A 26,210-nucleotide genomic window follows, 5' to 3' on the forward strand; every position below is an offset into this window, starting at 1 on the left:
CACGGGAAACGAAGTGAACGGTTTTCCATTGCGCCTCAATAGAAAATTACCGATTGCCGGGATTTGTCGGGCCCAAGCCAAATCCGAACGGGAACAGCGGATCGGCGCTGTCATCGCCCACAGCCGGGTTCTGCCGTTCCACCGCCGTCATCGTGCGCGGCAGTTCGAACGGCAGGCGCCCGCGCGCGGTTTCCTTGCCGGTCACCACATCCAGCAGGCCCTCGTCGCTCACCCCGAAATTGCCCAGCACGGCGCGGGTCTTGGGCAGGATCTCGGTGAGGATCGCCGGGCGATCGAGGAACACGGCGAGCACCACCGGCACTGTGGCCGCCACTTGCGCCACGGCATCGTAATCGGCGTTGCCGGGGCGGAAATCGAGGCGGCCCTCGTTCTGGCGGCTGCCGAAGAAGTTGTTGGGGTGCAGCCGCTCAAACGGCGTGGTCGCCCGCATCAGCGCCACTTGCGCGTCTTGCGGGCGCTCCACCACTACCAGGCCATGGGCGCGGGCCTGCGCCGCATCGATGCCTTTGAGATAGACGCGCGTGCCGGCTGCCAGCGGCAGGATGACGCTTTCGTTGCGCAGCATGACTTGCGCCTGGGCCTGGGCCTTGCGCCCTTCGGCCAGCGCGGCGGGCGTGACTGCATCGCGCGCAGCGGCCGGATCGACCAGCGGGTTGTCGAACAGGCCCATGGTGAACTTGAGCGTCATGATCCGCGCCACGGCAGCGTTGACGCGGGCGATTGGAATGGTGCCGGCCTGAACGTCGCGGATGATCCATTCCGGCTCGGTCACGCCGCCGAACTGGTCGATCCCGGCGCGCGTGGCCTTGGCATAGCGCTGCGCCGGGGTCAGGTCTTCCACGCCCCAGGGCATGGCAATCTCGTTGGGCGTCTGCGGCTGGGTCGGCGCGCGGCAGGCCTGGCTGCAATCGCGGGTGATGCCCCAGTCCGACAGGACCAGGCCCTTGAAACCATAGTCCTTGCGCAAGAGGCCGAGCAGTTGCGCATTGTAGCCGGCGGCCACCGGCTCAAGCGGCTTGCCCGCAACATGGGGCCCGGAAATGATATCGTAGGTGGGCATCACGCCCGCCACGCCAGCGGCAAAGGCACCCAGGAACGGGCGAATATGCGTCTTGAGCGTGGCATCGTCGTGCACGGCCATGCGCCCGTAATAGTTGTGCCCGTCAAACCCTTGCGGATTGGCGCCATAGCCCACCCAGTGCTTGACCACGGTGGCCACGCCATCGCGCGCCAGCATGTGGGCGTTGCCCTGGAAGCCGATGACATAGGCTTCCACCATGGTGCGGGCGAGATCGGCATTGGCCCCGAATGTGCCGGTGCCACGCGGCCAGCGCGGGTCGGTAAACAGGTCTGCCTGGGGGGAAAGCGCCATGTGGATGCCGGTGGCACGGTATTCGCGGCGCGCCACATCGCCGAAATGGCGCATCAAGGCGGCATCGCCCAGCGCGGCAAAGCCCAGGGTTTCGGGCCATTGCGAATAGCCCTGGGTGGCGGCGCTGGCCCCCACCGTCACCTGGAAATGATGGCGTGGATCGGTGCTGATGGTGAGCGGGATGCCCAGCCGGGTCTGCGCGGCGAGCACCTGGATCGCGTTGTTTTCCTGCGCCATGCGCTCGGGCGAGACGGCCAGGCGGGTGATGAAGCTGGTGATATGCTGGCCCGCGATCGCCTGCTGCACGGCGACCCGATCATAGCCTTGCGAGGATGTACCCACGGCGCTGTCGGGCGTGACCAGCGAGCCGTGCATCATCGCCCCGGCCTTTTCCGCCAGGGTCATTCGCCCGACCAGATCGGCCACGCGCCGCGCCACCGGCAGGCGCCAATCCTCGTAAGGATCAAGCCTCCCGTTGCGGTTGAGATCGCGAAAGCGCTGCTTGCCCACGGTTAGCACCGGCCCGGCATCGGCCGGGATCACCGGCTGTTGCGGTGCGGCCTGCCGGGCCGGTGCTGCGGCGCCCACCGGATGTGGGGACGCCGCGAGGGACGCGGTGGAAAGCTGGGCCAGCAAGGGGGCGACAATCAGGGCGGCGGCTCGGTTCATCGACGGTTTTCCCACTTTTCCTGGTCCACATGGCCTCGCACCTGCTGGCACGATCCGGTCTGATTGATCGTGCGCGCTCACCCGCGCGGGTACTGGCGTTGACCTACTTTTCCTATTTTTGGACAAAGTCTTGGCCATGCCAGACGTCGCCCATCAAAATTTAAGTAGCGATCAAATTGACGCGGGTAAACCCGGATTGGCCCGGCAGATGAAGGTCACGGCGTGGCGCTGAATGCCGCACGTTGATGCTGGCGCGCGCGAAGCCGCCGGCCCAGCCAGCCACGGATCGGCCGGTCCCACGCCACATCGGCCAGCCACGCCACCGCCACCAGCAGCGGCACCAGGCCCAGGCCGATCACCAGCATCCGCTCAGGGGTGGGATGGGCCTTGGCGACATAGTTCATCCACACGTAAAGGAACGGGAAATGGGTGATATAGATCGGGTATGACAGCCGCCCGCAGGCGCGCACCAGCCAACCGGTGATCGGCCCGGCTGCCGAATGGCAGCCGGCCACGATGATCGCGGGAAACAGCACGATGACGCAGGCTGCTTCGTAAACGCCGTTGAGCTTGATGCCGCCCACCTCTGGCCAGATCGGCAGGAGCATGGCGCCGACCATGATCGCCGAAAGCAGCGGCCAGCCCAGCCGGATGCGCGGCAGCCGGGCGCGCATGCGATAGAGCCACAGCCCGGTGACAAAGGGGAAGCACAGGCGCACTGGCGCCATCCACAGCGTTTCCCAATACGAACCCTGGTCCAGCGAACCCAGCGCGATGCCGCTGGCGGCCAGCCCCACGCCGCTGATCACTGCGAGCACGCCCAGCGCGCGCGTGGACCAGTGGCGCAGCACCAGGGCATAGGCCAGGTTGCCCAGGTATTCCTGCAGCAGGCTCCAGCATGGGCCGTTGAGCGGGTGGGTATCGGTCCAGCGGTTGGGCAAGGGCCAGGTAGGGATCAGCGCCAGCCCCATGACGAGCGCCACGACCACGCGCGACAGCGCGATTGCCTGTTCCGGCGCGCCCAGGGGATCGAGGAGGTAGCTGGCGAACCCCAGCAGCACGCCCAGGATCACCAACGGATGCAGCCGCACCAGACGCAGGCGCAGGAACTGGCCCACGCTCATCCGCGGCCAGCGGTCATCATAGGCATAGCCGATGACAAAGCCCGACAGCGCAAAGAAGAAATCCACCGCCAGCGGGGCATGGTGCAACACCACCTTGTCCCCCTGCCACAGCACGGTGATGCCCTGGATGTGAAACAGCACCACCATCAATGCCGCCGTGCCGCGCAGGCCATCGAGCACAGCAAAATGCGCCTTGCCGGTGGCAGTGGTATCGGCGTGTTCCTGGCGCATCGCGTCTTGTTCCCCCGGCGGTGTTCAGGCCAGCAGCGCTGGCGGCAGGATGACGGTGTTGAGCGAATCCGCCTCCATCGGCAAGGCCAGCGCCTTGTCCCCGACGCGATAGGTGACGGTCGAGGGCTGCGACACGGGATTGCTGGCAACCAGCACCACCGTGCCATCGAGATTGCGGAACGCCAGCTGATCGACATAGCCCAGGAAGCTGTCGACCGGCACCATGCGCGCGCCGGGCCGCACATGCGCGGAAAGATGGCGCACCAGCCAGTAATCCTCGCCCATGCGGAACGTGCCGGCCTGCGTATCGACCACCAGCAGGCTGTTCTGCGGCCAGCCCCAGCCGCTCATCCCGCCTTCGGGCATGACCATGTTCCAATAGGTCCAGGCCGTGGCGCCATGCTCGAAATAGCGTTTGATCGTCTGCCAGCCATAGCGGGCATAGCGCCAATCGTTGGTGCCCACGCCGCATTCCTGCTCCGATCCCCACAGCTCCAGCGCGGGATAGCGTTCGCGCAAGGCCGGCAGCGCATCCTTGCCCGCCCATTGCACGCCGATGCCCTTGATCGCGGCGGCGGCATCGGGATGGGCCATGACACGGTCGAACAGATCGATATTGCCGCGCTCCAGCGTGCCGAAAAATACGCGCACGCCCACCTTGCCCATTTCCTGGGCTAGGAACGGGATGAATCGCGCCAGCCCTTCTGGCGTCCAGCAGCAGCTGGGAAAGGGCTGCGCGGAGTTGAATTCGTTCTGCGGCATCACCGTGTCGATGCGGATGCCGGCCTTGGCATATTCCTCCACATAGCAGCGAAAATAGCGGGCATAGGCAGCCAGTGTGCGATCATCGAGGAGGAAGGAATCGTAGCCCTCCTGGCCCAGTTGCGCCGGGGTGATGCCGTTGGATGGCTGCCCCGGCCAGGCCGGCGCCTGGGCATAGTGGCCGCCTTTCTTCATCCACGTCGGCGGTGACCAGGGTGACGCCCAGACCTTGAGATCGGGGCGCAGCGCCTGGGCTGCCTGGATGAATGGGATCAGCGTCTCGCGATCGTTGGCGATGGAAAAATGCGCCATGTCGTAATCGCCGGGCGTTTCATCATAGCTGTACCACCGGCGCGAAATGTCGTTGGCGCCGATCGGCGTGCGGCAATGGTTGAACGCGCAGCCATCATCGCCAAACAGCGCCGCCAGCGCGCGGGCGCGCTGTGCCTGCGGCAGCGCCGCCAGGGCCTGCCAGCCCTTTTCCGAAAAGGCGCCGCCGAACCCGGCGATCGTCTGGCGCGGCGCATCAAGCCGCACTTGCGCGCCCGTGGCAAAGGGATCGGCCGGCACGGCTCCAGGCGCAGGCAGGCTGCGCGCCTGCCATGGCCGCCCGGCAACGGTAGCAAACCAGGCTGCGCCCGGCGGCGTGCTCGCGGCCGGCGCGGCAGCCCGTGCTGCGGCAGGCATGCCTTGCACACCTGCCGCAGCCGCCCCCATGCCGATCAAGGCCATCGCCTGGCGGCGGTCCATCGCCTCAATCCTTCCAGCTGCGCGCGGGCAGCTTGACGGTCACCACTTGCGCCAGATCGGCCGCGCTGCGCCCCAGGGCAAAGCCATAGTCGCCGGCCGGCATGGTCCAGCGCCCATCCTTCCAATCGGCCAGGAGGCGCGGATCGAAGGTTACCGTGGCGCTCTGGCTCGCGCCGGCTGCCAGGCTCATCCGCTTGAAGCCGACCAGGCGTTGCAGCGGCTGGCCATTGCGGCTCACGAGATAGACTTGGCCCACGTCATCGCCGGCGCGCTGACCGGTATTGGCCAGGGTAAAGCTGGCAGACAGCCCCGAAACTTTCAGGTCGCGCGCGGCAAAGCTGGTGTAGCTTAGGCCGAAGCCGAACGGAAACAGCGGCTTGTATCCCTTGCGGGCAAACCAGCGATAACCCACGTCAGACCCTTCGATGTTATAATCGGCGTGCAGCTGGTCCTTGCCCGGGGCCGGATCACCCCCGAAATTGGGCTCCACCCAATCCGCGCCGTCCAGCTTGGGCCGGGGCAACTGATCGAGGCTGGCAGGAAACGTGACGGGCAGGCGTCCGCCCGGATTGGTATCGCCGAACAGGACCGAGGCGATCGCCTCGCCCCCGCGCGCGCCGGGATACCAAGCCTCCACCACGCCGGCGACCTTGTCGAGCCAGGGCATCATCACCGGGCCGCCGGTTTCCAGCACCACGATGGTGTTGGGATTGGCTGCCGCCACGGCGGCGATCAGCGCATCCTGGCCATCGGGCAGCGACAGGTCGGGCTGATCGGCCCCTTCGGTGCGCCATTCGGTGGCGAACACGATCGCCACCTCAGCCTGCCGTGCCTTTGCCACGGCATCGGCGATATAGCGCCCGTCGCGGAACGTGATGGTGGCCTTGGGAGCCAGGGCCTGGATCGCCTTGAGCGGGCTGGAGCGGTGATAGCTTTGCTGCATCAGCGCGGCAAACGGTCCATCCCCGCCCAGCGAACGCGTCGCGGCCGGGCCTCCTTCGCCCATGACCAGGCTCGAGCCCGAGCCGGCCAGCACGCCGCTGTCGGCATAGCCGCCGATCACCGCGATCGATGCGGCCGTCTTGGCCAGCGGCAGCGCGCCATTGTTCTTGAGCAGCACGATGCCCTGCCGCGCGACGTCTTCGGCCACCTGGGCATGGGCGGCAAAATCGATCGCGCCGCCGGGCCGGGCCGGGTGCTTGTCGAGGCCCATGGCATAGATCGCGGTCAGCACGCGGCGGTTCATGTCATCGAGGCGGGCGGCATAGGCCTTGTCGGCCCCTGCCTTGGCCTTGAGCACGTCAGCAAAATAGAGCGCCTTGTCCAGCTCTGCGCCGGATTGCTGATCCAGCCCGCCCAGCGCCGCTTCGACCCCGGGCACCGCGCCCCAGTCAGACATGACGAAGCCCTTGTAGCCCCAAGAGCCCTTGAGCACCTTGTTGAGCGCCCAGTCGCTGGCGCAGGCCTGCGCCCCACCAATGCGGTTGTAGGCACACATCACCGCGCCAGGCTGGCCCTTTTCGATGCCGATCTGAAACGCCAGCAGATCGCTTTCCCGCGCCGCGCCCTCGGCAATCTTGACATCGACATACTTGCGCCCGGTTTCCTGGCCGTTGAGCGCAAAGTGCTTGATCGTCGAAATGATGTGGTTCGACTGGATGCCGGCAATCGCCGCGCCCACCAGATCGCCCGAGAGCAGCGGGTCTTCCGCCAGGTATTCGAACGTGCGGCCATTGCGTGGATCGCGCATCAGGTTGACGCCGCCGGCCAGCAGCACGTTGAAGCCCTTGGCCCGCGCCTCTGCCCCGATCATCGCGCCGCCGCGATAGAGCAAGTCAGGGTTCCAGCTTGCCGCCTGGGCCAGGCCCGATGGCAGGGCGGTGGCGCCATCCTTGCGCAAGCCGCCCACCCAGGCAACGCCCAGGCTGGCATCGGTTTCGGTCAAGGCCGGCACGCCCAGCCGCGGAATCCCGGCGACATAGCCAGCGCCGAAAATCGCCCCAGCCGGGATCTTGGCCCCCGGCAGGAACGGCAGCGGCATCACGCCGTGGGTGAGGATCACCTTGTCGTCGGCGCTCATCTTGGCAAGCGTGGCATCGGCGCGGGCCTGCGCCGCTGCCATGTCGACCGCGGGCGCCTGCTGGGCGCGCGCACCGCTGCCAAGCGCCAGGGCGGCGCAGCCGAGCACGAAGGGCAAATGGCGTTTCATCGCTGGGATCCTTGCTGGAACGAAAAAGAAAAAAGCGGGCCGCACGCACGCACCAGGCGGCGCGCGGCCCGCAGCAGGGTAGACCGGTGTTTAGAACTTGACCCCGGCGCGCACGCCGAAAGTGCGCGGATCGCTCATCGTCAGGCTGGTGGCGTTGCCAGTCACCAGCGAAACCTTGTTCTCGATGTTCTTGATGAAGGCCGAGGCATACCAGGTGTCGTTCGGCGCATTGTAGGTCAGGCTCGCCTGGGTGCGCGAGCGCGAAGGCGTCCACAGCTTGAGCCAGTAAGACCCGGTATCGCCAAACACCGTCACCGAATAGGCCGACGAATAGCGCGAATAGACCGAAGCGACGACATTGCCCGAACCGACCGGCACGGTGTAGTTCACCCCGCCGTAAATGACGGTGGCGGGGGTGCGATCAAGCTTTTGCCCGGCATAGTTGATGGCGCAGGTGCCGTTGACCACGCCCGAGGGGCAGAACTGCGTATAATGCCCGTCGGTAAGATCGACGCCGAGCGTGAGGTTGAGATCGCGCATCGGGAAGAACTGCGTCTCGAATTCCCAGCCCAGCACGCGCGCCTTGCCCGCATTGGTCGTCACGGTCTGGTTGGCGCCATTGATCGGGATCACCGCGCTTAGCTGCATGTTCTTGTAATCATACAGGAACAGGTTGGTATCGACCTTCATCCACGGCGCCACGCGGCCACGGAAGCCCAGTTCATAGTCGGTCAGGGTTTCCGGCTCGTAATAGATGGCATGCTGATCGGCATACTTGAGCGAACCGGGCGTTGCCCCCGGCGTGGAATAATCGCAGCGTTCCCCTTGCGAGGTGACCAGCGACTGGCCAGCGCCGCCGGTGGAGCAGCCATCGCCAAAGCCGCCAACCTTGTAGCCGGTGGCGATCGAGCCATAGAGCAGCCCGCCCAGCACATCGGCGTCAAAACCCAGGCGCCAGGTGACCTTGCGGCCCTTGACCGAGGCATCGTTGACATAGCTGCGCCCGCTGCCCACGGTCGGCCCGCCCGGCGCTGCGGGCGTGTTGGGATCGATGGAATACTGCCCGCCCACCAGCGGCTGGCCGCCCAGCGTGTTGAGGTGCACGGTGTGGCCATAGCGCGAGAGATCGTCGGCGGTATAGCGAATGCCCGCCGTGACGCGCAGCGCATCGGTCACCTTGTAGGTGCCCTGGGTGAACGCGCCCTTGGTGGACGAGATCGTGTGCTGCGGGAAGCCGTAGATGAACGTGTTGCCAAACGCGAAGGGCACCAGGTTGTAGATGAAGAACGCGATCCGCGATTCTTCGCGGAAGTAATAGAGGCCGCCCTGGATCTTGAGCGGGCCATCGCCGCTCGACGCCAGGCGCAACTCGTGGCTCTGCTGCGTGTAATCGCCGTTGAACGTGCCGGGCAGGTTGACGCCACCCGAAAGCACGTTGCTGTTTTCCTTGGCTTCGTATTGGCGGATCGAGCCAAGGTACGTCGCCTTCACGCCGCCGAAATCATAGTTGAATTCGCCGTCGAGATTATAGGCGATGTCATGCACGTTGGGCTTGAACGAAGACTGATCCCCGCCGCCATACTGGTGCGCCGACAGCCCCGAGGTATAGGTCTGGCCATCGACCGGGTTCACATAGGTGAGCGGCGCGTTGAAATTGGCGCTGGCGAGCGGCGTGGTGAGCGACTGGCGGGTATCGCCGATCGGTGCCCACACGGCAAAGCGCCCGCCGCTGGGATTGTTGCCAACCTGATAGAAATTGCTGAACGGCACCGAGGAATCGCGTGATCCGGTCAGCCGTGAATAGCCGCCGCGCAGCAGCAGTTCGCCGCGATCGCCCAGCTTGAACAGGCCCTGCAGGCGGGCTGAAATATTGGTGCGGAACTTGTTGTTGTAATTGGGATCGTTGGCCACGCCCTTGACGAAATTGTCGCGCGTGTCGAAATTGAGCGAGAGGCGGAAGGCGGCCCAGTCGTTGACCGGCAGGTTGAAGGCCGCGTCGGCATTGTAGGCGTTGTAATTGCCCACGCCGGCATTGGCTTCCACGCTGGCCCGCTCGAAATTGGGCCGCTTGGTGATCACGTTGATCACGCCGGCCGTGGTGTTGCGGCCATAGAGCGTGCCTTGCGGCCCTTTGAGCACTTCGACGTGGTCCACGTCCATGAAGCTCACGTCGGCCTGCTGCGGCCGCGCCAGATAGACGCCATCGGCCAGGAACGCGGCCGAAGGGTTGCCCTTTTCGGTGCCGTCGGTGCTAGTCACGCCGCGAATGGTGATCTGCAGGCCATTGGTGCGGTCGATCGACAGGCCGGGCACCTGGTCACCCAGCGCGGTGGGATTGGTCACGCCCTTGGAACGCAGGCCATCGCCGGTGATCGCGGTCAGCGCAATCGGTGTTTTCGATAGCAGCGTCTTGTCGCGCGTGGCAGTAACGACGATATCGGGCATCGACACATCGTCGCTGGCGGTCTTGGCCGCATCTTGCGCCGGTACCGGCGCGGGCGTGCTCTGGGCATAGGCCGGCGCGGCCAGGGCCACCGCCGAAATCAGGCATGCTGTCTGGATCAGCTTCATGTCTTCCCTCCCTTTTTGTTCCCGCGTGCACGTGCGCCGCGGGTAGTGCTCCCGTTCGCGGCCACGCCCTGCCTGGCTTGCGCACGTGGCGCAGACAGGCACTGCCCGGGCAATGGCCGCATGCCGAAATGGGGAAGAAACGGGCCGCAACGGCCCAGCGCCCGAAGCCATGCTTCGAACCGCAATCGATATCCTCTCCATCGGCGGCAAGTTTTCGATCTTGCTTAGCCATGGTTTGAAATGAATCAGTCAGCGCTGTCAAGACTGCGCTGTCAGAATTTCGCGTGACCTGCCGAAAGAAATAGCCATAATGGTTGACATGGAGAGGCACCCGTCGGCCAAAATGCCACAATCCCCATCTGACCCCGCCGCGCTTGCCGGCCCCCTTTCCCGCCCCGCTGGCGCCAAGGAACGCGCCACGATGGAGGACGTTGCCCGGCTCGCCGGGGTCTCGCTCAAAAGCGTGTCGCGCGTGGTTAACCGCGAGCCGCATGTGTCAGACACGCTGCGCGCCAAGGTCGAGGCCGCGATCGCCGCGCTGGCCTTCGTGCCCGATGCTGCGGCGCGGTCGCTGGCCGGATCGCGCACGTTCATCGTCGGGCTGCTGTTCGACAACCCGAGTCCCAACTACACCATCAAGATCCAGTCGGGCGTCTATCGCGCCTGTGTCGAGCAGCAGTACCACCTGCGCATCGACAACATCGCCTCGGACCTGCCCCGCGCCGAGGTGGAGGCCCAGCTTGATGCGATCGTGCGCAACAGCCGCTGCGACGGGTTCATCCTCACCCCGCCGCTGACCGACAATGTCCAGGTCCTCGCCTTTCTGGAGCGGCGCGGCGTCCGCTATGCCCGCATCGCGCCCAACAGCGAGCTGGGCCGCTCTCCCTGCGTGGCCATCGACGATGCTGCCGCCGGTGCGCTGGTCGCCCGCCACCTCTGGGCGCTGGGCCATCGCCGCCTGGGCGTGGTCACCGGCCCGCCCTTGCACCGCGCCGGCGATCGGCGCCGCACCGGCTTCCTCGCGGCGATCCGCCAGTTCGATCCCGATCTGGTGGTGGCAGAGGCCGATGGCCTGTTCTCGTTCGAAAGCGGGATTGCCGCCGGCATGGACTTGCTGGCGCGCGACCCGCGCCCCACCGCGATCTTTGCCACCAACGATGATTCCGCCGCCGGGGTCATGGTCGCCTGCGCCCGCGCCGGGCTGCGCGTGCCGCACGATATTTCGCTGTGCGGCTTCGACGACAGCTGGGTGGCAAAGTCGGTCTGGCCCTATCTCACCACGATTTACCAGCCGATCGAGGAAATGGGCTATGCCGCCGCCAGCCTGCTGCTCGATCGCGGCGAGACCGGCGATCGCCAGGTCATGCTCGATTTTCACCTGGTAGAGCGAGATTCACTGGCGCCGCCACCCTGAGGCAGCGGCGCCAGCCAACCAGGCACGCGATCAATCGAGCAAGTCGAAGCGGTCTGCGTTCATCACCTTGGTCCAGGCGGCGATGAAATCGTCCACGAACTTGTCTTCTGCATCCAGCCCGGCATAGACCTCGCACACCCCGCGCAACTGGGCATTGGCCCCGAACACGAGGTCGACGCGCGTGGCCGTCCAGCGCGGCGCGCCGCTGGCGCGATCCTTGCCCACGTAGGTTTCCGCTTCATCGCCGGCCGGCGCCCAGGCCGTGGCCATGTCGAGCAGGTTGACCACGAAATCGTTGGTCAACTGGCCCGGCCGCGCCGTCAGCACGCCATGCGCCGCGCCGCCATGGTTGGCACCCAGCACGCGCAGCCCGGCAACCAGCACGGTCATTTCCGCCACGCCCAGGCCCAGCAACTGCGCCCGGTCGATCAGCAGCTCCTCGGCGTTCACATCGGTCGGCCCGGCCAGATAGTTGCGGAAACCATCGGCATGCGGCTCGAGCCAGGCAAAGCTTTCGGCGTCGGTCTGCTGCGCCGTGGCATCGGTGCGGCCCGGGGTGAACGGCACGTCCACCGTGCGGCCGGCGGCCTTGGCGGCCAGTTCGATGCCCACGCCACCGCCCAGCACAATCAGATCGGCCAGCGACACCTTCTTGCCACCACTGGCCGCACCATCGAACTGCGCCTTGATGCCGGCATAGACGTCCAGCACGCGCGCCAGCTTCTCCGGCTCGTTCACCGCCCATTGGCGCTGCGGCTCCAACGCGATGCGCGCGCCATTGGCGCCGCCGCGCCGGTCCGATCCGCGATAGGTGGCCGCAGAGGCCCAGGCCGTGCCGACCAGTTCAGCCACCGACAGTCCTGAGCCGGCGATCGCGGTCTTGAGCGTGGCCACATCGGCGGCATCGATCAGCGGATAATCGCGCGCGGGAATGGGATCTTGCCAGATCAGGTCTTCGGCCGGCACGTCTGGCCCGAGATAGCGCGCCTTGGGCCCCATGTCGCGGTGGGTCAGCTTGAACCAAGCGCGGGCAAAGCTGTCGGCAAAATAGGCCGGATCGGCACGGAAACGGTCCATCACCGCGCGATAGGCCGGATCGACCTTCATCGCCATGTCGGCCGTGGTCATCATCGTGGGCACCTTGACGCCCGGCGTATGCGCCTTGGGGGCCAGGGTCTCTTCGGGGTTGCCCACCGGTTGCCACTGGTGCGCGCCGGCCGGGCTGCGCACCAGTTCGTATTCGTGGTCGAGCAGCATGTCGAAATAGGTCATGTCCCACTGCGTGGGCGTGGGCGTCCACGATCCCTCGATGCCCGAGGTGATCGTGTCATCGCCCATCCCGGTGCCGTGGGTAGAGGTCCAGCCAAAGCCCATCTGGGCAATGTCGGCCCCTTCGGGCGCGGCCCCCACCAGTGCGGCATCGCCGCCGCCATGGGCCTTGCCAAAGGTGTGCCCGCCGGCGGTGAGCGCGGCGGTTTCGGTATCGTCCATACCCATGCGATGGAAGGTTTCGCGAATGTCGCGCGCCGAGGCCATGGGATCGGGCACGCCGCCCGGTCCTTCGGGGTTCACATAGATCAACCCCATCTGGATCGCGGCGAGCGGACCCTCGATCTTGAGGCCGGCGGCCTCGTCGATCCGGGTCTGGTTCTGCGGGTCACCCACCCAGGTTTCTTCCATGCCCCAGAACACATCGAGGGCCGGTTCGTGGATATCCTCGCGTCCGCCGCCAAAGCCGAAGATCGGGCCGCCCATCGACTCGATCGCAACATTGCCGGCCATGATGAACAGGTCAGCCCAGCTCAGCGCCGCGCCATACTTGCGCTTGATCGGCCAGAGCAGGCGCCGTGCCTTGTCGAGGTTGCCGTTGTCGGGCCAGGAATTGAGCGGCGCAAACCGCTGCGAGCCCGATGACGAGCCGCCGCGCCCATCGCCGCTGCGATAGCTGCCGGCCGAATGCCAGGCCATGCGGATGAAGAACGGACCATAATGGCCATAGTCGGCCGGCCACCACGATTGGCTGTCGGTCATCAGGGCATGCAGATCGGCCTTCACCGCCGCATAATCCAGCCCCTTGAACGCGGTGCGATAATCGAACCCTTGCGGATAGGGGCTGGCCGATTGGCCATGCTGCGCCAGGATCGCCAGCGGCAGGGCCTTGGGCCACCAGTCCTGGTTCGTCCGTCCCAACAGGGGCCGCTTTTTGCCCTCGCCGCCGCCCATCGGGCACTTCGTCGTTACCGCATCCATGTCACTCTCCATTGCTTGGCCGAATCCGGTATCGGCCGTGAGCAGGACGCGACGATCCTGTCATGAAGCCATGACAGGAAAAAGCGCCTCTTGGTTCACTGCGCACATGTTTCAGAGGCTTGCAGCCGTCGCGCGCACGGCGTCGAGGATAACGCCCGCCACCGCCTCGGGCTGCGACAGCAGGCTCAGGTGCCCGGCCGCCACTTCGCTGGTCTGCGCGTTCATCGCCGCGGCCAGTTCGCGCTCCAGCGCCACGCTGACAATGCGATCCTGCGCGGAAACGATGTACCAGGTCGGGCGTGTTTCCCACGCGGCCTGCTCCACCTTGTCGCCAAAGGTGCTGGCGGCGAGCGGCGGCTGCGTGGCGCAGAGCACGCGCGCCTCGGTCTCGGGCAGGTCCTGCGCCACGTCCTCGATCCAGCCTGCCGCGCTCAGCGTCAGGAAACCAGCGCCATCGTCGATGATCTTGCCCAGCGCCGGTGGGGCTTCGTGGCGGCCGACCTGGTCGCCCACGGTTTCACCGGCCTTGGGCGCGAATGCGGCGACATAGACCAGCGCCTTGACCTTGGGATCGTTGCCAGCCTGGGTGATCACCGCCCCGCCCCAGCTATGCCCGACCAGCACCACTGGCCCGGCAACCGTGGCCAGCGTGCGCGCGGTGGCGGCCACGTCATCGGCCAGCGAGGTCGTCGGGTTCTGCACCGCCACCACCGGCACGTCAGCCGCCAGCAACAGGGGAATGACGCGCTGCCAGCTCGATCCATCGGCCCAGGCGCCATGGACAAGAACGACGGTCGGCATGGTGGGGGACGCGGTCATAATGGTTGGCTCCGATCAGGAGAGAGGGATGCCCGCAGGCCTGCAATGTTTTGCAAAACCACGCGTGCCGACAAACCCCCGATCGGGTGAATCTCAACGCCCCAACCGGGGCTTGGGCTGACGGCCCCAGATCATGCCCAGCTGGCGGCCAGCCGGCCCCAACTTGCCACCAGTGCCGGGTCCAGCGCCTGGCCGCCGCCCACCAGACCCAGCCGACGGCGGAAATCATAGCCGGCCAGCGGCACCGCCACCACGCCATCGCCGGCCAGGCTCACCGGCCCGGTGGTCACTGCCAGCCCTTGCCGCACCAGGTCCATGCAGCGTTCCTCGTTAGCGCTGCGCAGCAGGAAGTGCGGGCGCACGCCCTGGGCGGTGAAGAAGCGGCTGGTTTCGCCCAGGATCTCGCAGCTGCGCCGCGCCACCATGATATCGGCCGCCAGGTCCAGCGCGCTGACCATGGTGCGCGCGGCCAGCGCATGGCCCTGCGGCAGCAGCATGGCATAGCCTTCCTCGACCACCGCTCCTTCCGCTGGCGCGCCATGCAGCAGGGTGAGAATGGCATCGAGTTGCCCTTCGCCCAGCCGGCGGCGGAGATCGGCATCGCTGCCTTCCAGCAGCACCAGCGGGCGCGTGCCCTGCATATCACGCGCCAGTTGCACCAGCGCCCGGCCGGGCAACGAGGCCAGCACGCCCAGGCGCAGCGGCGCGGCCACCGGGGCCAGATCCTGCGCCGGGGTTTCGGCCAGGCGAAACTCCCGCTCGATCGTGCGGGCATGGGCGAGCAGGCGCGTGCCCGCCGCCGTCAGGCGGATCTGCTTGCGATCGCGCATCAGCAAGGGCGCCCCCACCAGCCGCTCCAGTTCGGCCAGGCCGGCCGACAGCGTCGGCTGGCTCAGGTTCAGCCGCCGCGCGGCCGCGCTGATACCGCCGGTTTCGACGATGGCCAGGAACTGGCGCAGGTGGTTGCGTTTCAACATAGGTTTTTTCTATGCAAATCCGCTGCGAAAATCAATTTCCTGCGCAGCCAGCGGCGCGGTATCATGGCCACAGAAAACAGTGGGCGGGAAGAGGAGACAAAGCCGTGCGTGCAACCCCCGAACTCGATTTCGGCCTGGATGAAAACGCCCAGATGATCCGCGAGGCCGCTGGCCGCTTTGCCGACGAGCAGATCGCGCCGCTGGCCGCCGCGATCGACACCGAAGACCGCTTCCCCCGCGAATTGTGGGAGCCGATGGGCGCGCTCGGCCTGCATGGCGTGACCGTGGAGGAGGAATTCGGCGGACTGGGCCTGGGCTATCTCCACCATGTCATCGCGGTGGAAGAAGTCAGCCGCGCCTCGGGCGCAGTGGGCCTGTCCTATGGCGCGCATTCCAACCTGTGCGTCAACCAGATCCGCCGCTGGGGCAATCCCGCGCAAAAGGCCAAGTACTTGCCCAAGCTGGTATCGGGCGAACACGTTGGCAGCCTGGCGATGTCGGAAGCCGGCGCCGGTTCGGATGTTGTGGCGATGAAGCTGCGTGCCGATGCAGTCGATGGTGGCTTCCGCCTTAACGGCACCAAGTTCTGGATCACCAACGGCACGTATGCCGATACCCTGGTGGTCTATGCGAAGACTGCGCCCGATGCCGGCGCCAAGGGCATTACCGCGTTCCTGATCGAGCGCGGCATGCCGGGCTTCTCGATCGGGCAAAAGATCGACAAGATGGGCCTGCGCGGCAGCCCCACGTGCGAGCTGGTGTTCGACGATTGCTTCGTCCCGGCCGAAAACGTCATGGGTCCCGTCAACGGCGGCGTGGGCGTGCTGATGAGCGGGCTGGATTACGAGCGCGTGGTTTTGGCGGGCATGCAGATCGGCATCATGCAGGCCTGCCTCGACACGGTGATCCCCTATGTGCGCGAACGCCAGCAGTTCGGCAAGGCGATCGGCACGTTCCAGCTGATGCAGGCCAAGGTGGCCGATATGTATGTCGCGCTGCAATCGGCGCGGGCCTATGTCTATACCGTGGCGCGCGCCTGCGATGCCGGGCAGACCACGCGGTTCGATGCCGCCGGCGCCATCCTGCTCGCCAGCGAAAGCGCATTTCGCGTCGCGGGCGAGGCGATCCAGGCGCTGGGCGGCGCCGGCTATACCAAGGATTGGCCGGTGGAACGCTATCTGCGCGATGCCAAGCTGCTCGATATCGGCGCGGGTACCAACGAAATCCGCCGCATGCTGATCGGCCGCGAACTGATTGGAATTAAGGGATGAGCGCGCCAGTCCTACCCACCGCCATCGATCTGGCCAGCCCGGACGCGCAGGCGCGCGCCGCGCACAACCGCGCCCTGGCCGAAGACTTGCGCGCCCGCGTCGCCAAGGCAGCCCTGGGCGGCGATGAACGCGCACGCGCCCGCCACACCGCGCGGGGCAAGCTCTTGCCGCGTGACCGGGTAGAGCGGCTGCTCGATCCTGGCTCGCCGTTTCTCGAAGTGGGCCAGTTGGCGGCCAATGGCCTCTATAACGACGAAGTGCCCGGCGCGGGCATCATCGCCGGCATTGGCCGCGTTTCCGGGCGGCAGTGCATGGTCTTTGCCAACGATGCCACGGTCAAGGGCGGCACCTATTTCCCGATGACGGTGAAAAAGCATCTGCGCGCCCAGGAAATCGCGCAGGAAAACCGCCTGCCCTGCGTCTATCTGGTGGACTCGGGTGGCGCCAACTTGCCCAACCAGGCAGAGGTGTTTCCCGATCGCGATCACTTTGGCCGGTTCTTCTACAATCAGGCGCGGATGAGCGCGGCCGGCATTGCCCAGATCGCCGCCGTGATGGGATCGTGCACCGCCGGCGGCGCCTATGTTCCGGCGATGAGCGACGAGACCGTGATCGTGAAGGATCAGGGCACGATCTTCCTGGCCGGCCCGCCGCTGGTGAAGGCTGCCACGGGCGAGGAAATCAGCGCCGAAGATCTCGGCGGCGGCGATCTCCACGCGCGCCAGTCGGGCGTGGTCGATCACCTTGCTGAAAACGACGAACATGCCCTGTCGATCGTGCGCGATATCGTCTCGCACCTGGGCGCGCCCGATCGCGCGCGGGTGGAACGCCGCGAGAGCCGCCCGCCGCTGCATGATCCGCAAGGGCTCTATGGCGTGATCCCGCAAGATGTGCGCGCACCCTACGATGTGCGCGAAGTGATCGCGCGGATCGTCGATGGCAGCGAATTTCACGAATTTAAGGCGCTGTTCGGCACCACGCTGGTCTGCGGCTTTGCCCACATCCACGGACTGCCGGTGGCCATCCTGGCCAACAACGGCGTGCTGTTTTCACAATCCGCGCAAAAGGGCGCGCATTTCATCGAGCTGGCCTGCCAGCGCGGCATTCCGCTGCTGTTCCTGCAGAACATCTCGGGCTTCATGGTCGGAGGCAAGTATGAAGCCGAAGGTATCGCCAAGCATGGCGCCAAGCTGGTGACGGCCGTCGCCACCGCGCAAGTGCCCAAGATCACCGTGCTGATCGGCGGCAGCTTTGGCGCGGGCAACTATGGCATGTGCGGCCGCGCCTATGGCCCACGCTTCCTGTTCACTTGGCCCAACGCGCGCATTTCGGTGATGGGCGGGGAACAGGCGGCCAGCGTGCTCGCCACCGTGCACCGCGATGCCGCAAGCTGGACGCCCGAACAGGCCGAAGCCTTCAAGGCGCCGATCCGCCAGAAATACGAAGACGAAGGCAATCCCTATTACGCCACCGCCCGCCTGTGGGACGACGGCGTGATCGATCCGGTGCAGACCCGCGACGTGGTCGGCCTGGCGCTGGAAGCCTGCCTGGAAGCCCCCTTTGCCGATCGTCCGTCCTTCGGCGTGTTTCGGATGTAAGCGCGCATGATCCAATCCATCCTTATCGCCAACCGTGGCGAAATCGCCTGCCGGATCATCCGCACCGCCCGTCGCCTGGGCCTGCGCACGGTGGCCGTCTATTCGGAAGCAGACGCCCAGGCCATGCACTTGGCCCAAGCCGACCAGGCCGTGGCCATCGGCCCGGCGGCGGCGCGCGAATCCTATCTGGTGGGTGAAAAGATCATCGCCGCCGCGCTGGAAACCGGCGCCCAGGCGATCCACCCCGGCTATGGCTTCCTTTCGGAAAACGCTGCCTTTGCGCAAGCCGTGCTCGACGCGGGCCTGGTGTGGGTCGGCCCGCCGCCCGCCGCGATTTCGGCGATGGGCCTCAAGGACGCGGCCAAGGCACTGATGCAGCAGGCCGGCGTGCCGACCACGCCGGGTTATCTGGGCGAAAACCAGGATGCCGAATTCCTGGCGGCCGAAGCGGCCAAGGTCGGCTATCCGGTCCTGATCAAGGCCGTGGCCGGCGGCGGCGGCAAGGGCATGCGCCTGGTCGAACAGCCGCAGGATTTTGCCGACGCGCTCGCCTCGTGCCAGCGCGAGGCGGCTGCCTCGTTCGGCAACGCGCATGTGCTGATCGAGAAATACATCCTCTCACCCCGCCATATCGAAGTGCAGGTGTTCGGTGATGCGCACGGCAACGTGGTCCACCTGTTTGAACGCGATTGCTCGCTGCAACGCCGCCACCAGAAGGTGATCGAGGAAGCCCCGGCGCCCGGCATGGACGAAGCGACGCGGGCCGCGGTGTGCCAGGCGGCGGTGCGCGCGGCGCAGGCCGTGGGCTATCAGGGCGCCGGCACGATCGAATTCATCGCCGATGGCTCGGAAGGCCTGCGCGCCGATCGCATCTGGTTCATGGAAATGAACACCCGGCTTCAGGTGGAACACCCGGTGACCGAGGCGACCACCGGGGTCGACTTGGTCGAATGGCAGATCCGCGTGGCCAGCGGCGAACCGCTGCCCCGCCGCCAGGACGAACTGACGATCCAGGGCTGGGCAATGGAAGCGCGGCTCTATGCCGAAGACCCGGCCAAGGGCTTCCTACCCTCGATCGGCCGGCTCGACCATCTGCAGTTCGGGATGGTTGAGGGCGGGCGCATCGATACCGGCGTGGCGCAGGGCGACACGATCAGCCCGTTCTACGATCCGATGGTCGCCAAAGTCATCGCCCATGGCCCCAGCCGCGAAGACGCGCGCCAGCGTCTCGCCAAGATGCTCGACGAGACGGCCATCTGGCCGGTGCGCACCAATGCCGCGTTCCTCGCGCGCCTGCTGCACCATCCGCAGTTTGTCGCCGGCGACGTTGATACCGGCCTGATCGGCCGTGACGGTGCCGCTCTGGCAGAGCCGCTTGCACCCTCGGCAGCGGCCCTCGCCAAGGCCGCTGCGCGGCTCGTTGTGCCCAGCCTGGCGCCAGGCCTGCGCCTCAATGCCGCGCCCGTTCGCACCGGGCATTTCCTGCTCGATGGCGCGCCCATTGAAATCGCCTTCGCTGGCGCCGCAACCAATCCGGCACCGTTCACCCTGGTCTGCGAACACGGACAGGTGTGGCGGCTCGAACCCTGGCACCACAAGCCGAGCGACGGCGCCACGGCCGGCGATGGCGCGATCCTGGCGCCCATGCCGGGCCGCGTCATCGCGGTGTCCGTGGCGCAGGGGGAAACCGTCACCAAGGGCCAAAAGCTCTTGACCCTCGAAGCGATGAAGATGGAACACACGCTGGTTGCCCCGTTCGATGGCGTGGTCGACGCGCTCGAAACCCAGGCGGGCGCGCAAGTGCAAGTCGATGCGCTGCTGGCGCGCATCACGCAGCAGGACGATTGAACCATGACCGGGCGCTTTTTCGATGCATGGGCCGTGGGTGACCGGATCGAACACCCGATCCGCCGCACCGTGACCGAGACCGACAACCTGCTGTTTTCGTGCATGACGCACAACCCCCAGCCGCTGCACCTCGACGCCGAGGCTGCGCGCGCCAGCGAGTTCGGCCAGATCCTCGTCAACGGCACTTTCACATTCGCGCTGATGGTCGGGCTGTCGGTGGGCGAAACCACGCTCGGCACGCTGGTGGCCAACCTGGGCTATGACGCAGTGGTCATGCCCAAGCCGGTGTTCATCGGCGATACGCTCCACGCCACCAGCGCAGTGCTGGAAACGCGCCCCTCCCGCTCGCGCCCGGGCGCCGGCATCGTCACGTTCGCGCATGAACTGATCAACCAGCGCGGCGAAGTGGTGTGCAAATGCACACGCAGCGCGCTGATCGCGGGAACGCCGGCATGAAGCTGCGCTCCTTGCTGTTCGTGCCGGCCGACCGGCCCGAACGCTTTTCAAAGGCAGCGGCGAGCGGCGCCGATGCGGTGATCCTTGACCTGGAAGACTCGGTCGCGCTCGCCGCCAAGGATGGGGCACGCGACGCCGTCGCCGAGTATCTGGCCGGCCCGCGCCCATGCCCGGTCTTCGTGCGGATCAATCCGGTGGACAGTGGAATGGCCGCTGCCGATCTGGCGGCGGCGCTGCCCGGCCGGCCCGACGGGATCATGCTGCCCAAGGCCGAAGGCGCGGAAACCGTCGGCACGCTTCTGGCCATGATGGGCGCGCAGGCCGTGCCGATCCTGCCGATTGCCACCGAAACGCCGGCCGCCGTGTTCGAACTGGGCAGCTATGGCGATGTGCGCGCGGCGTTGTGCGGGCTGACCTGGGGCGCGGAAGATCTGCCCGCCGCGATCGGCGCTGCCACCGCGCGTGAAGACGATGGCCGCTATACCCCGCCCTACGAACTGGTGCGCAGCCTGGCGCTGTTCGGCGCGCACAAGGCCGGCGTGGCCGCGATCGAAACGGTCTATCCCGCGCTGGCAGACCTCGACGGCCTGGCCCGCTATGCCGCGCGGGCGCGCCGCGATGGCTTTACCGGGATGATGGCGCTGCACCCCGCGCAAGTGCCGGTGATCAATCAGGCCTTCACGCCCACCCCGGCCGAGATCGACCACGCCCGCCGCGTGGTGGCGCTGTTCGCCGCCGATCCCGCGCTGGGCGTAGTGCAACTCGATGGCCGGATGATCGATCGCCCCCACCTCAAGCAGGCAGAGGCGATCCTGGCGCTGGCAGCACGCAGCCAGCGGTAGCGAAACCCTGGCGTGCCAAGTTCAGCCCACTGTCACGCCTGCCACCTGCCATGCGCCATCGACGTGTTCCAACGTGACCGTCTCCACCACCTCGCCCTTCTTGGCAAAGAGGCTGCGGAATTTCACCACTTCATAGCCGTTGGGGGGTGCGGGCAGGTTCTGTTCGCTGAGCAATTGGCGCGATTGCACCGTGCCCAGGTCGGCATGGACCTTTTCCGAAACGTTCGCCCAGACCTGCTGCGTGTTGGCCTTGCGGAAACGCATCGTGGTCATGCGATAGGTCTGGGCCCAGTCGTGCTGGTCGGCAAGCTCGAGGAAACGGCGTGCGGTGGCGATAATGGCGGGATCGCTGGTTTCGACCGTGGCGGCGGGTTGCGGATCTGACGACGCATTCATCAGCGGCAGCGCCACAAGCGCGGCCAGTCCCATCAGCAATGACATGGCGATACTTCCTGTCTTGATCCAGCCGTGACGAGACATTCGTCCGGCCAGACCAGGCTGTTCCATATCGCCGGGGTGCGGGGCTTCCCCCAATTCGCTGTCCCCTGAATTTTTGGGAGGCTCTCCCTCGGCATCGAAAAGCAGCCGCGCCGCTTCCCGGCTGCTCGAAACCGCAAGCTTTCGCCGTGCATCCCGCAGGCGCTCGTTGATCGTGTGCACCGAAAGATCGAGGCGGCAGGCGATCGATTTGGCATCGTGCCCGCGCACCATCAGACGCAACACCTGCCTTTCCTTTTCGGTCAGCGAGTCAACGGCGGGGGTGATCGGCGTGGTCATGGCCGGGCCACGACTATGGCAGGCGATCCGCGCCAACCACCCCTAAATTCTTGTACTGCCGTTCCCGCTGGCAACCAGTGGCGATCCGAGCGCGCGGGAAGGATCAGGCGAGGAACCCGCCCAGCCGCCCACGGATGACGTCCTCTGCCTCGGCCACCATGCGGCTCAGCAGCTGCGCGCAAGTCGGGATATCGTTAATCAGGCCCTGCACCTGCCCGGCCCAGACCAGCCCGGCCTCGACATTGCCGGTTTCCAGCGCCTCGCGCCCCTTAGCGCCTGACACCAGCGGGCGGATATCCTCGAAAACCGCCTCGGGCCGGGCGGAAATTTCCACCACGCGATCAGACACCGGCGTTGCCGCGACGCGCCCGGTGTTTTGAAACCGGCGGAAGATCAGGCGCGTATCGCGCTCGCTGTTGGCCACCAGCAACTGCTTGATCGCATCGTGGATCGGCGCTTCCACCGTGGCGCAGAACCGCGTGCCCATGTTCACCCCTTCGGCGCCCAGCGCCAGCGCGGCAGCCAGCCCGCGCCCGTCGCCAATGCCGCCGCTGGCCAGCATCGGAATGCTGATCTGGTCGGCCGCAGCAGGGATCAGAATCAGGCCCGGGATATCATCCTCACCGGGGTGGCCCGCGCATTCAAAGCCATCGATGCTGATCACGTCCACGCCCATCTTCTGCGCAGAAACGGCATGGCGCACGGCGGTGCACTTGTGCAGCACGGTCACGCCGTGGCTTTTGAAATCCTCGATATGCTCGCGTGGGTTGTGCCCGGCGGTTTCCACGATCTTGACCCCGCTATCGATGATCGCGCGGCGATATTCGGCATAGGGCGGCGGGCTGACCGAGGGCAGGATCGTCAGGTTCACGCCAAACGGCTTGTCGGTCATGGTGCGGCAGCGGTCGATCTCGCGCCGCAGATCATGGGGCGTCGGCTGGGTCAGCGCAGTCAGGATGCCCAGCCCCCCGGCGTTGGATACCGCGCTCGCCAGTTCGGCGCGGCCCACCCACATCATTCCCCCCTGCACAATGGGGTGGGCAATGCCCAAAAGCTGCGTAATCCGGGTCTTGATCGCCATGATTGCACCTCACATCGGAACGGCACGGCCCAGCGCCGTCCCTAACGGGACGCGCCGTGGCCAGGATTGGGGAACGGGGGCTGGGCTTCAGGTAAAGCGCGGCGGACGCCGTTCGGCAAATGCGGCAATGCCTTCGGCCGCTTCGGCCCCGGCGCCGGCATCGGCAATGCGCACCACTTCCAGATCAAGCTGCGTGGCCAGATCATTCTGCATGCTGGCCGCGAGCAGGGCGCGCGCGCCGGCAATCGCGCCAACCGGCCCCTGGGCGAGCCGCTCGGCCACGGCCAGGCCTTCGTCGAGCAGCGCCTCGGCCGCGACCACGCGGGTCACCAGGCCGATCTGCGCGGCCTCGTCGGCGCCGATGCGGCGGTTGGTCAGGATAATTTCCTGCGCGCGGCGCAGGCCCACCACGCGCGGCAGGGTCCAGCTCATCCCGCCATCGGGCGTCAGGCCCACCATGCCATAGGCGGCGGTGAAATGCGCGGAGGGCGCGGCCAAGGCCACGTCGCCCAGGATCGCCAGGCTCAACCCGGCGCCAGCGGCCGGGCCGTTGACCAGCGTGACCAAGGGCTTGCCCATGCGCGCCAAGGCCAGCACCGAACGATGCACCGAGCCGGCCAGGGCAAACAGGAACGCCGATGGCCCCTCACTCGCGCGGCCGAACGAACCCACGTCACCGCCGCCGCAAAAGAGCTTGCCCGTCCCGGTCACGACCACGCAGCGCACGCTGGCATCGCCCGCCACGCTCGCCACCACCTGCTCCAGCCGGGTGGCCGTGGGCATGTCGAGCGTGTTGCCCGCCGCCGGGCGATTGAGCGTGAGGATCGCAACGGCGCCGCGGCGCTCCACCAGAACCAGATCGTCGCTCATGCGCAGGCCTCCATCGCTTCGCGCCCCAGCCGGGCCAGGCGCGGAAAGGCTTCCGCGCGCTGCGCCGCCTGGGCATTGGCCGCCGTGCCGCGCAGCACGCGGCCCTTGATGCCGTGAAAGATCGCCGCCAGCCGAAAGAACTGGAACGCGACGTAGAAATCCCAATTGGCAATGCCATCGCGCCCGGTGCGCGCGCAATAGCGGGCGATATAGTCCGCCTCGCTCGGCAGGCCCAGCGGCTGCGGATCGGCCCCACCCAGCCCGGCAACGATATCGCCCGGCATGCGATACATCATCGCATGATAAGCAAAATCAGCGAGCGGATGCCCCAGCGTCGAAAGCTCCCAGTCGAGCACGGCCAGCACGCGCGGCTCCGTCGGGTGAAAGATCATGTTGTCACAGCGGAAATCGCCATGGACCAGGGTGGTCGTGTCATCATCGGGAATGGCCGTGGGCAGCCAGGCGACCAGCGCATCCATGTCGGGATCGCGCCCCGCCAGTTCGTCTTCCAGGTATTGCCGGGTCCAGCGGCCGATCTGCCGGGCGAAATAGTTGCCCGGCTTGCCATAATCGCCCAGCCCCACAGCCACATGATCCACCCCGTGCAGGGCGGCGATCACCCGGTTCATCTCGTCGAAATAGGCGGCGCGATCATGCTTGGCCACTTCGGCAAAGCTCGCGTCCCAGAACACGCGGCCATCCACCATGTCCATCACATAGAACGCGCTGCCGATCACGGCATCGTCATCGCACACACCCAAGATGCGCGCCACCGGCACGTCGCTGCCCGCCAGGGCCTGCTGCACGCGCGCCTCGCGCAGCACGTCGTGCGCGCCTTTCAGCACGGTGCCCGGGGGCTTGCGCCGCAAGACATAGCGCGCCGCGGGCGTTTCCAGGCGATAGGTGGGGTTGGACTGGCCGCCATTGAACTGCGCCACGCGCAGCGGCCCGGCAAAGCCCGCGACATGGGCGGAAAGCCACGCCGCCAGCGCCTGTTCGTCCAGCGCGGTCCGCACCGCGCCAACGCCGGCGTTGGCCTGGGCAATCTGCGCCGCATCAAGCTGCGCGGGCGGTGCCGATTGCTCAGTGCGCATGGGCCTGCTTCCAATCGCGCTTGATCTTCTTGGCCAGGCTCCACTTGTGCACTTCGGTCGGGCCATCATAGATGCGGAACGCGCGGATTTCGCGGAACACCTGCTCCACGATGGTCTTGTCGGTCACGCCGGTGCCGCCCATCACCTGGACGCAGCGATCGGCCACGCGCATCAGCGCCTCTGACACTGCAACCTTGCTCATGCTGCTTTCGGCCGTGCCCAGGCTGCCGGTATCGAGCACGCTGGCGCACCAGTCGATCATCAGTTCCGCCTGCTTCAGGTCGATCAGGTTTTCGGCCAGCATGAAGCCCACGCCTTCATGATCGATCAGCGGCTTGCCAAAGGCCATGCGGCGGTTGGCATAGTCGCTGGCGATCTCGTTGGCGCGCTGGCAGGCGCCCAGCCAGCGCATGCAGTGCGACAGGCGCGCGGGCGAAAGGCGGATCTGGGCATATTTGAACCCTTCGCCCGCCTGGCCCAGCATCTGGTCGGCCGGCACGCGCAGATTGTCGATCGTGACCGTGGCATGGCCGCCGGGCATCGAGCTGTCGATCGTATTGGGCACATGATCGATGCGGATCGCCGGATCGGGCAGATCGACCAGGAACATGCAGGCCCCGCCCGCGCTGTCGGCCTCTTCCGATCGCGCCATGACGATGCCCACCTGCGCGCCATCGGCGCCGGTGATGAAGCACTTGGTGCCATTGATCACCCAATGGTTGCCATCCTTGCGGCACGTGGTGATCATCATCGAGGGGTCAGACCCGGCGCCTTGCAGCTCGGCCGGCTCGGTCATGAAAAAGGCCGATCGCGCATGGCCTTCGACCATCGGCTTGAGGAAACGCTCGCGCAGCGCAGCGTCGCCCACCTTGCCCAGGAGGTACATGTTGCCCTCGTCGGGCGCGGCCGTGTTGCAGGCCAGCGGCCCCAGCGGCGAAAGACCGCTGGCCGCCAGGACCACCGCCGTCTCGCGCTGGGTCAGATGGCCGCCGTCGGGCATGATGTGCGGGGTCAGCACGCCGGCCGCACGGGCCTTTTCACGCAGTTCATGCACCAGCGCATCGGTCGGCGCGCCGTGATGGTCGCGGCGCGGGTCTTGTTCATAGGGCGCGACCACCTCGCGCACAAAGGTTTCCACCTTGCGCGCCAGGTCTTGCGCCGCTGCCATGCCGATCCCGCTCATCACCCTCTCCTTGTGCTTTTG

The 26,210-nt window shown here is 66.6% G+C and carries 19 protein-coding genes; 6 read left to right on the top strand and 13 right to left on the bottom strand.

All coding sequences use genetic code 11. The features are described 5' to 3' along the window. Positions 1-46 precede the first annotated feature (46 nt). The 5 genes from SCA01S_RS06355 to SCA01S_RS06375 form a co-directional block, all read right to left on the bottom strand. The gene (locus SCA01S_RS06355) at positions 47-2,062 is read right to left on the bottom strand and encodes a glycoside hydrolase family 3 protein (protein WP_084390814.1); all 2,016 of its coding nucleotides are present in this window, start codon (positions 2,060-2,062) and stop codon (positions 47-49) included. Positions 2,063-2,277: 215 nt separating this feature from the next. Further along, positions 2,278-3,417: an acyltransferase family protein gene (locus SCA01S_RS06360; RefSeq protein WP_062784083.1), complete on the bottom strand. Its 1,140-nt coding sequence runs from the start codon at positions 3,415-3,417 to the stop codon at positions 2,278-2,280. A gap of 24 nt (positions 3,418-3,441) precedes the next feature. Next, on the bottom strand, positions 3,442-4,929 hold the full coding sequence (locus SCA01S_RS06365; RefSeq protein WP_197279235.1) for a glycoside hydrolase family 30 protein: 1,488 nt from the start codon (positions 4,927-4,929) through the stop codon (positions 3,442-3,444). 4 nt (positions 4,930-4,933) lie between these two features. Beyond that, on the bottom strand, positions 4,934-7,138 hold the full coding sequence (locus SCA01S_RS06370; RefSeq protein WP_062784085.1) for a beta-glucosidase: 2,205 nt from the start codon (positions 7,136-7,138) through the stop codon (positions 4,934-4,936). A 90-nt stretch (positions 7,139-7,228) separates the two neighbouring features. Beyond that, positions 7,229-9,709, bottom strand: a complete 2,481-nt coding sequence (locus tag SCA01S_RS06375; protein ID WP_062784087.1) for a TonB-dependent receptor — start codon at positions 9,707-9,709, stop codon at positions 7,229-7,231. Positions 9,710-10,052: 343 nt separating this feature from the next. Between SCA01S_RS06375 and SCA01S_RS06380 the strand changes: the two genes are divergently transcribed. Further along, on the top strand, positions 10,053-11,123 hold the full coding sequence (locus SCA01S_RS06380; protein WP_167542865.1) for a LacI family DNA-binding transcriptional regulator: 1,071 nt from the start codon (positions 10,053-10,055) through the stop codon (positions 11,121-11,123). A 30-nt stretch (positions 11,124-11,153) separates the two neighbouring features. Here the strand turns inward: SCA01S_RS06380 and katG are convergent, their stop codons facing one another. The 3 genes from katG to SCA01S_RS06395 all read right to left on the bottom strand — a co-directional run bounded on the left by katG (position 11,154) and on the right by SCA01S_RS06395 (position 15,169). Then, positions 11,154-13,373 (bottom strand): catalase/peroxidase HPI, encoded by a 2,220-nt coding sequence (gene katG / locus SCA01S_RS06385; RefSeq protein WP_062784091.1) that lies wholly within the window; start codon positions 13,371-13,373, stop codon positions 11,154-11,156. A 111-nt stretch (positions 13,374-13,484) separates the two neighbouring features. Next, positions 13,485-14,192, bottom strand: coding sequence for an alpha/beta fold hydrolase (locus SCA01S_RS06390; RefSeq protein ID WP_022678320.1), 708 nt, complete (start codon positions 14,190-14,192; stop codon positions 13,485-13,487). A gap of 131 nt (positions 14,193-14,323) precedes the next feature. Continuing rightward, positions 14,324-15,169 carry a LysR family transcriptional regulator gene (locus tag SCA01S_RS06395; RefSeq protein WP_062784093.1) on the bottom strand — a complete coding sequence of 282 codons (846 nt, stop codon included), beginning with the start codon at positions 15,167-15,169 and terminating at the stop codon, positions 14,324-14,326. Positions 15,170-15,273: 104 nt separating this feature from the next. On the opposite strand from SCA01S_RS06395, the gene SCA01S_RS06400 reads away from it, so the two are divergent. The 5 genes from SCA01S_RS06400 to SCA01S_RS06420 are packed head-to-tail and all read left to right on the top strand — an operon-like array spanning position 15,274 to position 21,184. Further along, positions 15,274-16,440 (top strand): isovaleryl-CoA dehydrogenase, encoded by a 1,167-nt coding sequence (locus SCA01S_RS06400; protein ID WP_062784095.1) that lies wholly within the window; start codon positions 15,274-15,276, stop codon positions 16,438-16,440. Beyond that, positions 16,437-18,038 (top strand): carboxyl transferase domain-containing protein, encoded by a 1,602-nt coding sequence (locus SCA01S_RS06405; RefSeq protein ID WP_062784097.1) that lies wholly within the window; start codon positions 16,437-16,439, stop codon positions 18,036-18,038. The genes SCA01S_RS06400 and SCA01S_RS06405 overlap by 4 nt, the downstream gene beginning before the upstream one ends. A gap of 6 nt (positions 18,039-18,044) precedes the next feature. Further along, a complete protein-coding gene (locus tag SCA01S_RS06410) occupies positions 18,045-19,886 on the top strand; it encodes an acetyl/propionyl/methylcrotonyl-CoA carboxylase subunit alpha (protein ID WP_062784099.1) in 1,842 nt (613 codons plus the stop codon). Positions 19,887-19,889: 3 nt separating this feature from the next. Beyond that, the gene (locus tag SCA01S_RS06415) at positions 19,890-20,342 is read left to right on the top strand and encodes a MaoC family dehydratase (RefSeq protein WP_062784101.1); all 453 of its coding nucleotides are present in this window, start codon (positions 19,890-19,892) and stop codon (positions 20,340-20,342) included. Then, entirely contained in the window at positions 20,339-21,184 is an 846-nt protein-coding gene (locus SCA01S_RS06420) for an HpcH/HpaI aldolase/citrate lyase family protein (RefSeq protein ID WP_062784103.1), read from the top strand. The genes SCA01S_RS06415 and SCA01S_RS06420 overlap by 4 nt, the downstream gene beginning before the upstream one ends. A gap of 21 nt (positions 21,185-21,205) precedes the next feature. Here the strand turns inward: SCA01S_RS06420 and SCA01S_RS06425 are convergent, their stop codons facing one another. The 5 genes from SCA01S_RS06425 to SCA01S_RS06445 form a co-directional block, all read right to left on the bottom strand. After that, entirely contained in the window at positions 21,206-21,961 is a 756-nt protein-coding gene (locus tag SCA01S_RS06425; RefSeq protein ID WP_062784105.1) for a helix-turn-helix domain-containing protein, read from the bottom strand. Positions 21,962-22,064: 103 nt separating this feature from the next. Next, positions 22,065-23,042, bottom strand: a complete 978-nt coding sequence (locus SCA01S_RS06430) for an NAD(P)H-dependent flavin oxidoreductase (protein ID WP_062784107.1) — start codon at positions 23,040-23,042, stop codon at positions 22,065-22,067. Positions 23,043-23,129: 87 nt separating this feature from the next. Beyond that, entirely contained in the window at positions 23,130-23,912 is a 783-nt protein-coding gene (locus SCA01S_RS06435) for an enoyl-CoA hydratase/isomerase family protein (protein WP_062784109.1), read from the bottom strand. Beyond that, the gene (locus tag SCA01S_RS06440; protein ID WP_062784111.1) at positions 23,909-25,006 is read right to left on the bottom strand and encodes a phosphotransferase family protein; all 1,098 of its coding nucleotides are present in this window, start codon (positions 25,004-25,006) and stop codon (positions 23,909-23,911) included. The genes SCA01S_RS06435 and SCA01S_RS06440 overlap by 4 nt, the downstream gene beginning before the upstream one ends. After that, positions 24,996-26,189 carry an acyl-CoA dehydrogenase family protein gene (locus tag SCA01S_RS06445; RefSeq protein ID WP_062784113.1) on the bottom strand — a complete coding sequence of 398 codons (1,194 nt, stop codon included), beginning with the start codon at positions 26,187-26,189 and terminating at the stop codon, positions 24,996-24,998. Before SCA01S_RS06445 ends, SCA01S_RS06440 begins: the two co-directional genes overlap by 11 nt. Positions 26,190-26,210 lie beyond the last annotated feature (21 nt).

The sequence above is a fragment of the Novosphingobium capsulatum NBRC 12533 genome, from assembly GCF_001598375.1.
GTDB lineage: Bacteria > Pseudomonadota > Alphaproteobacteria > Sphingomonadales > Sphingomonadaceae > Novosphingobium > Novosphingobium capsulatum.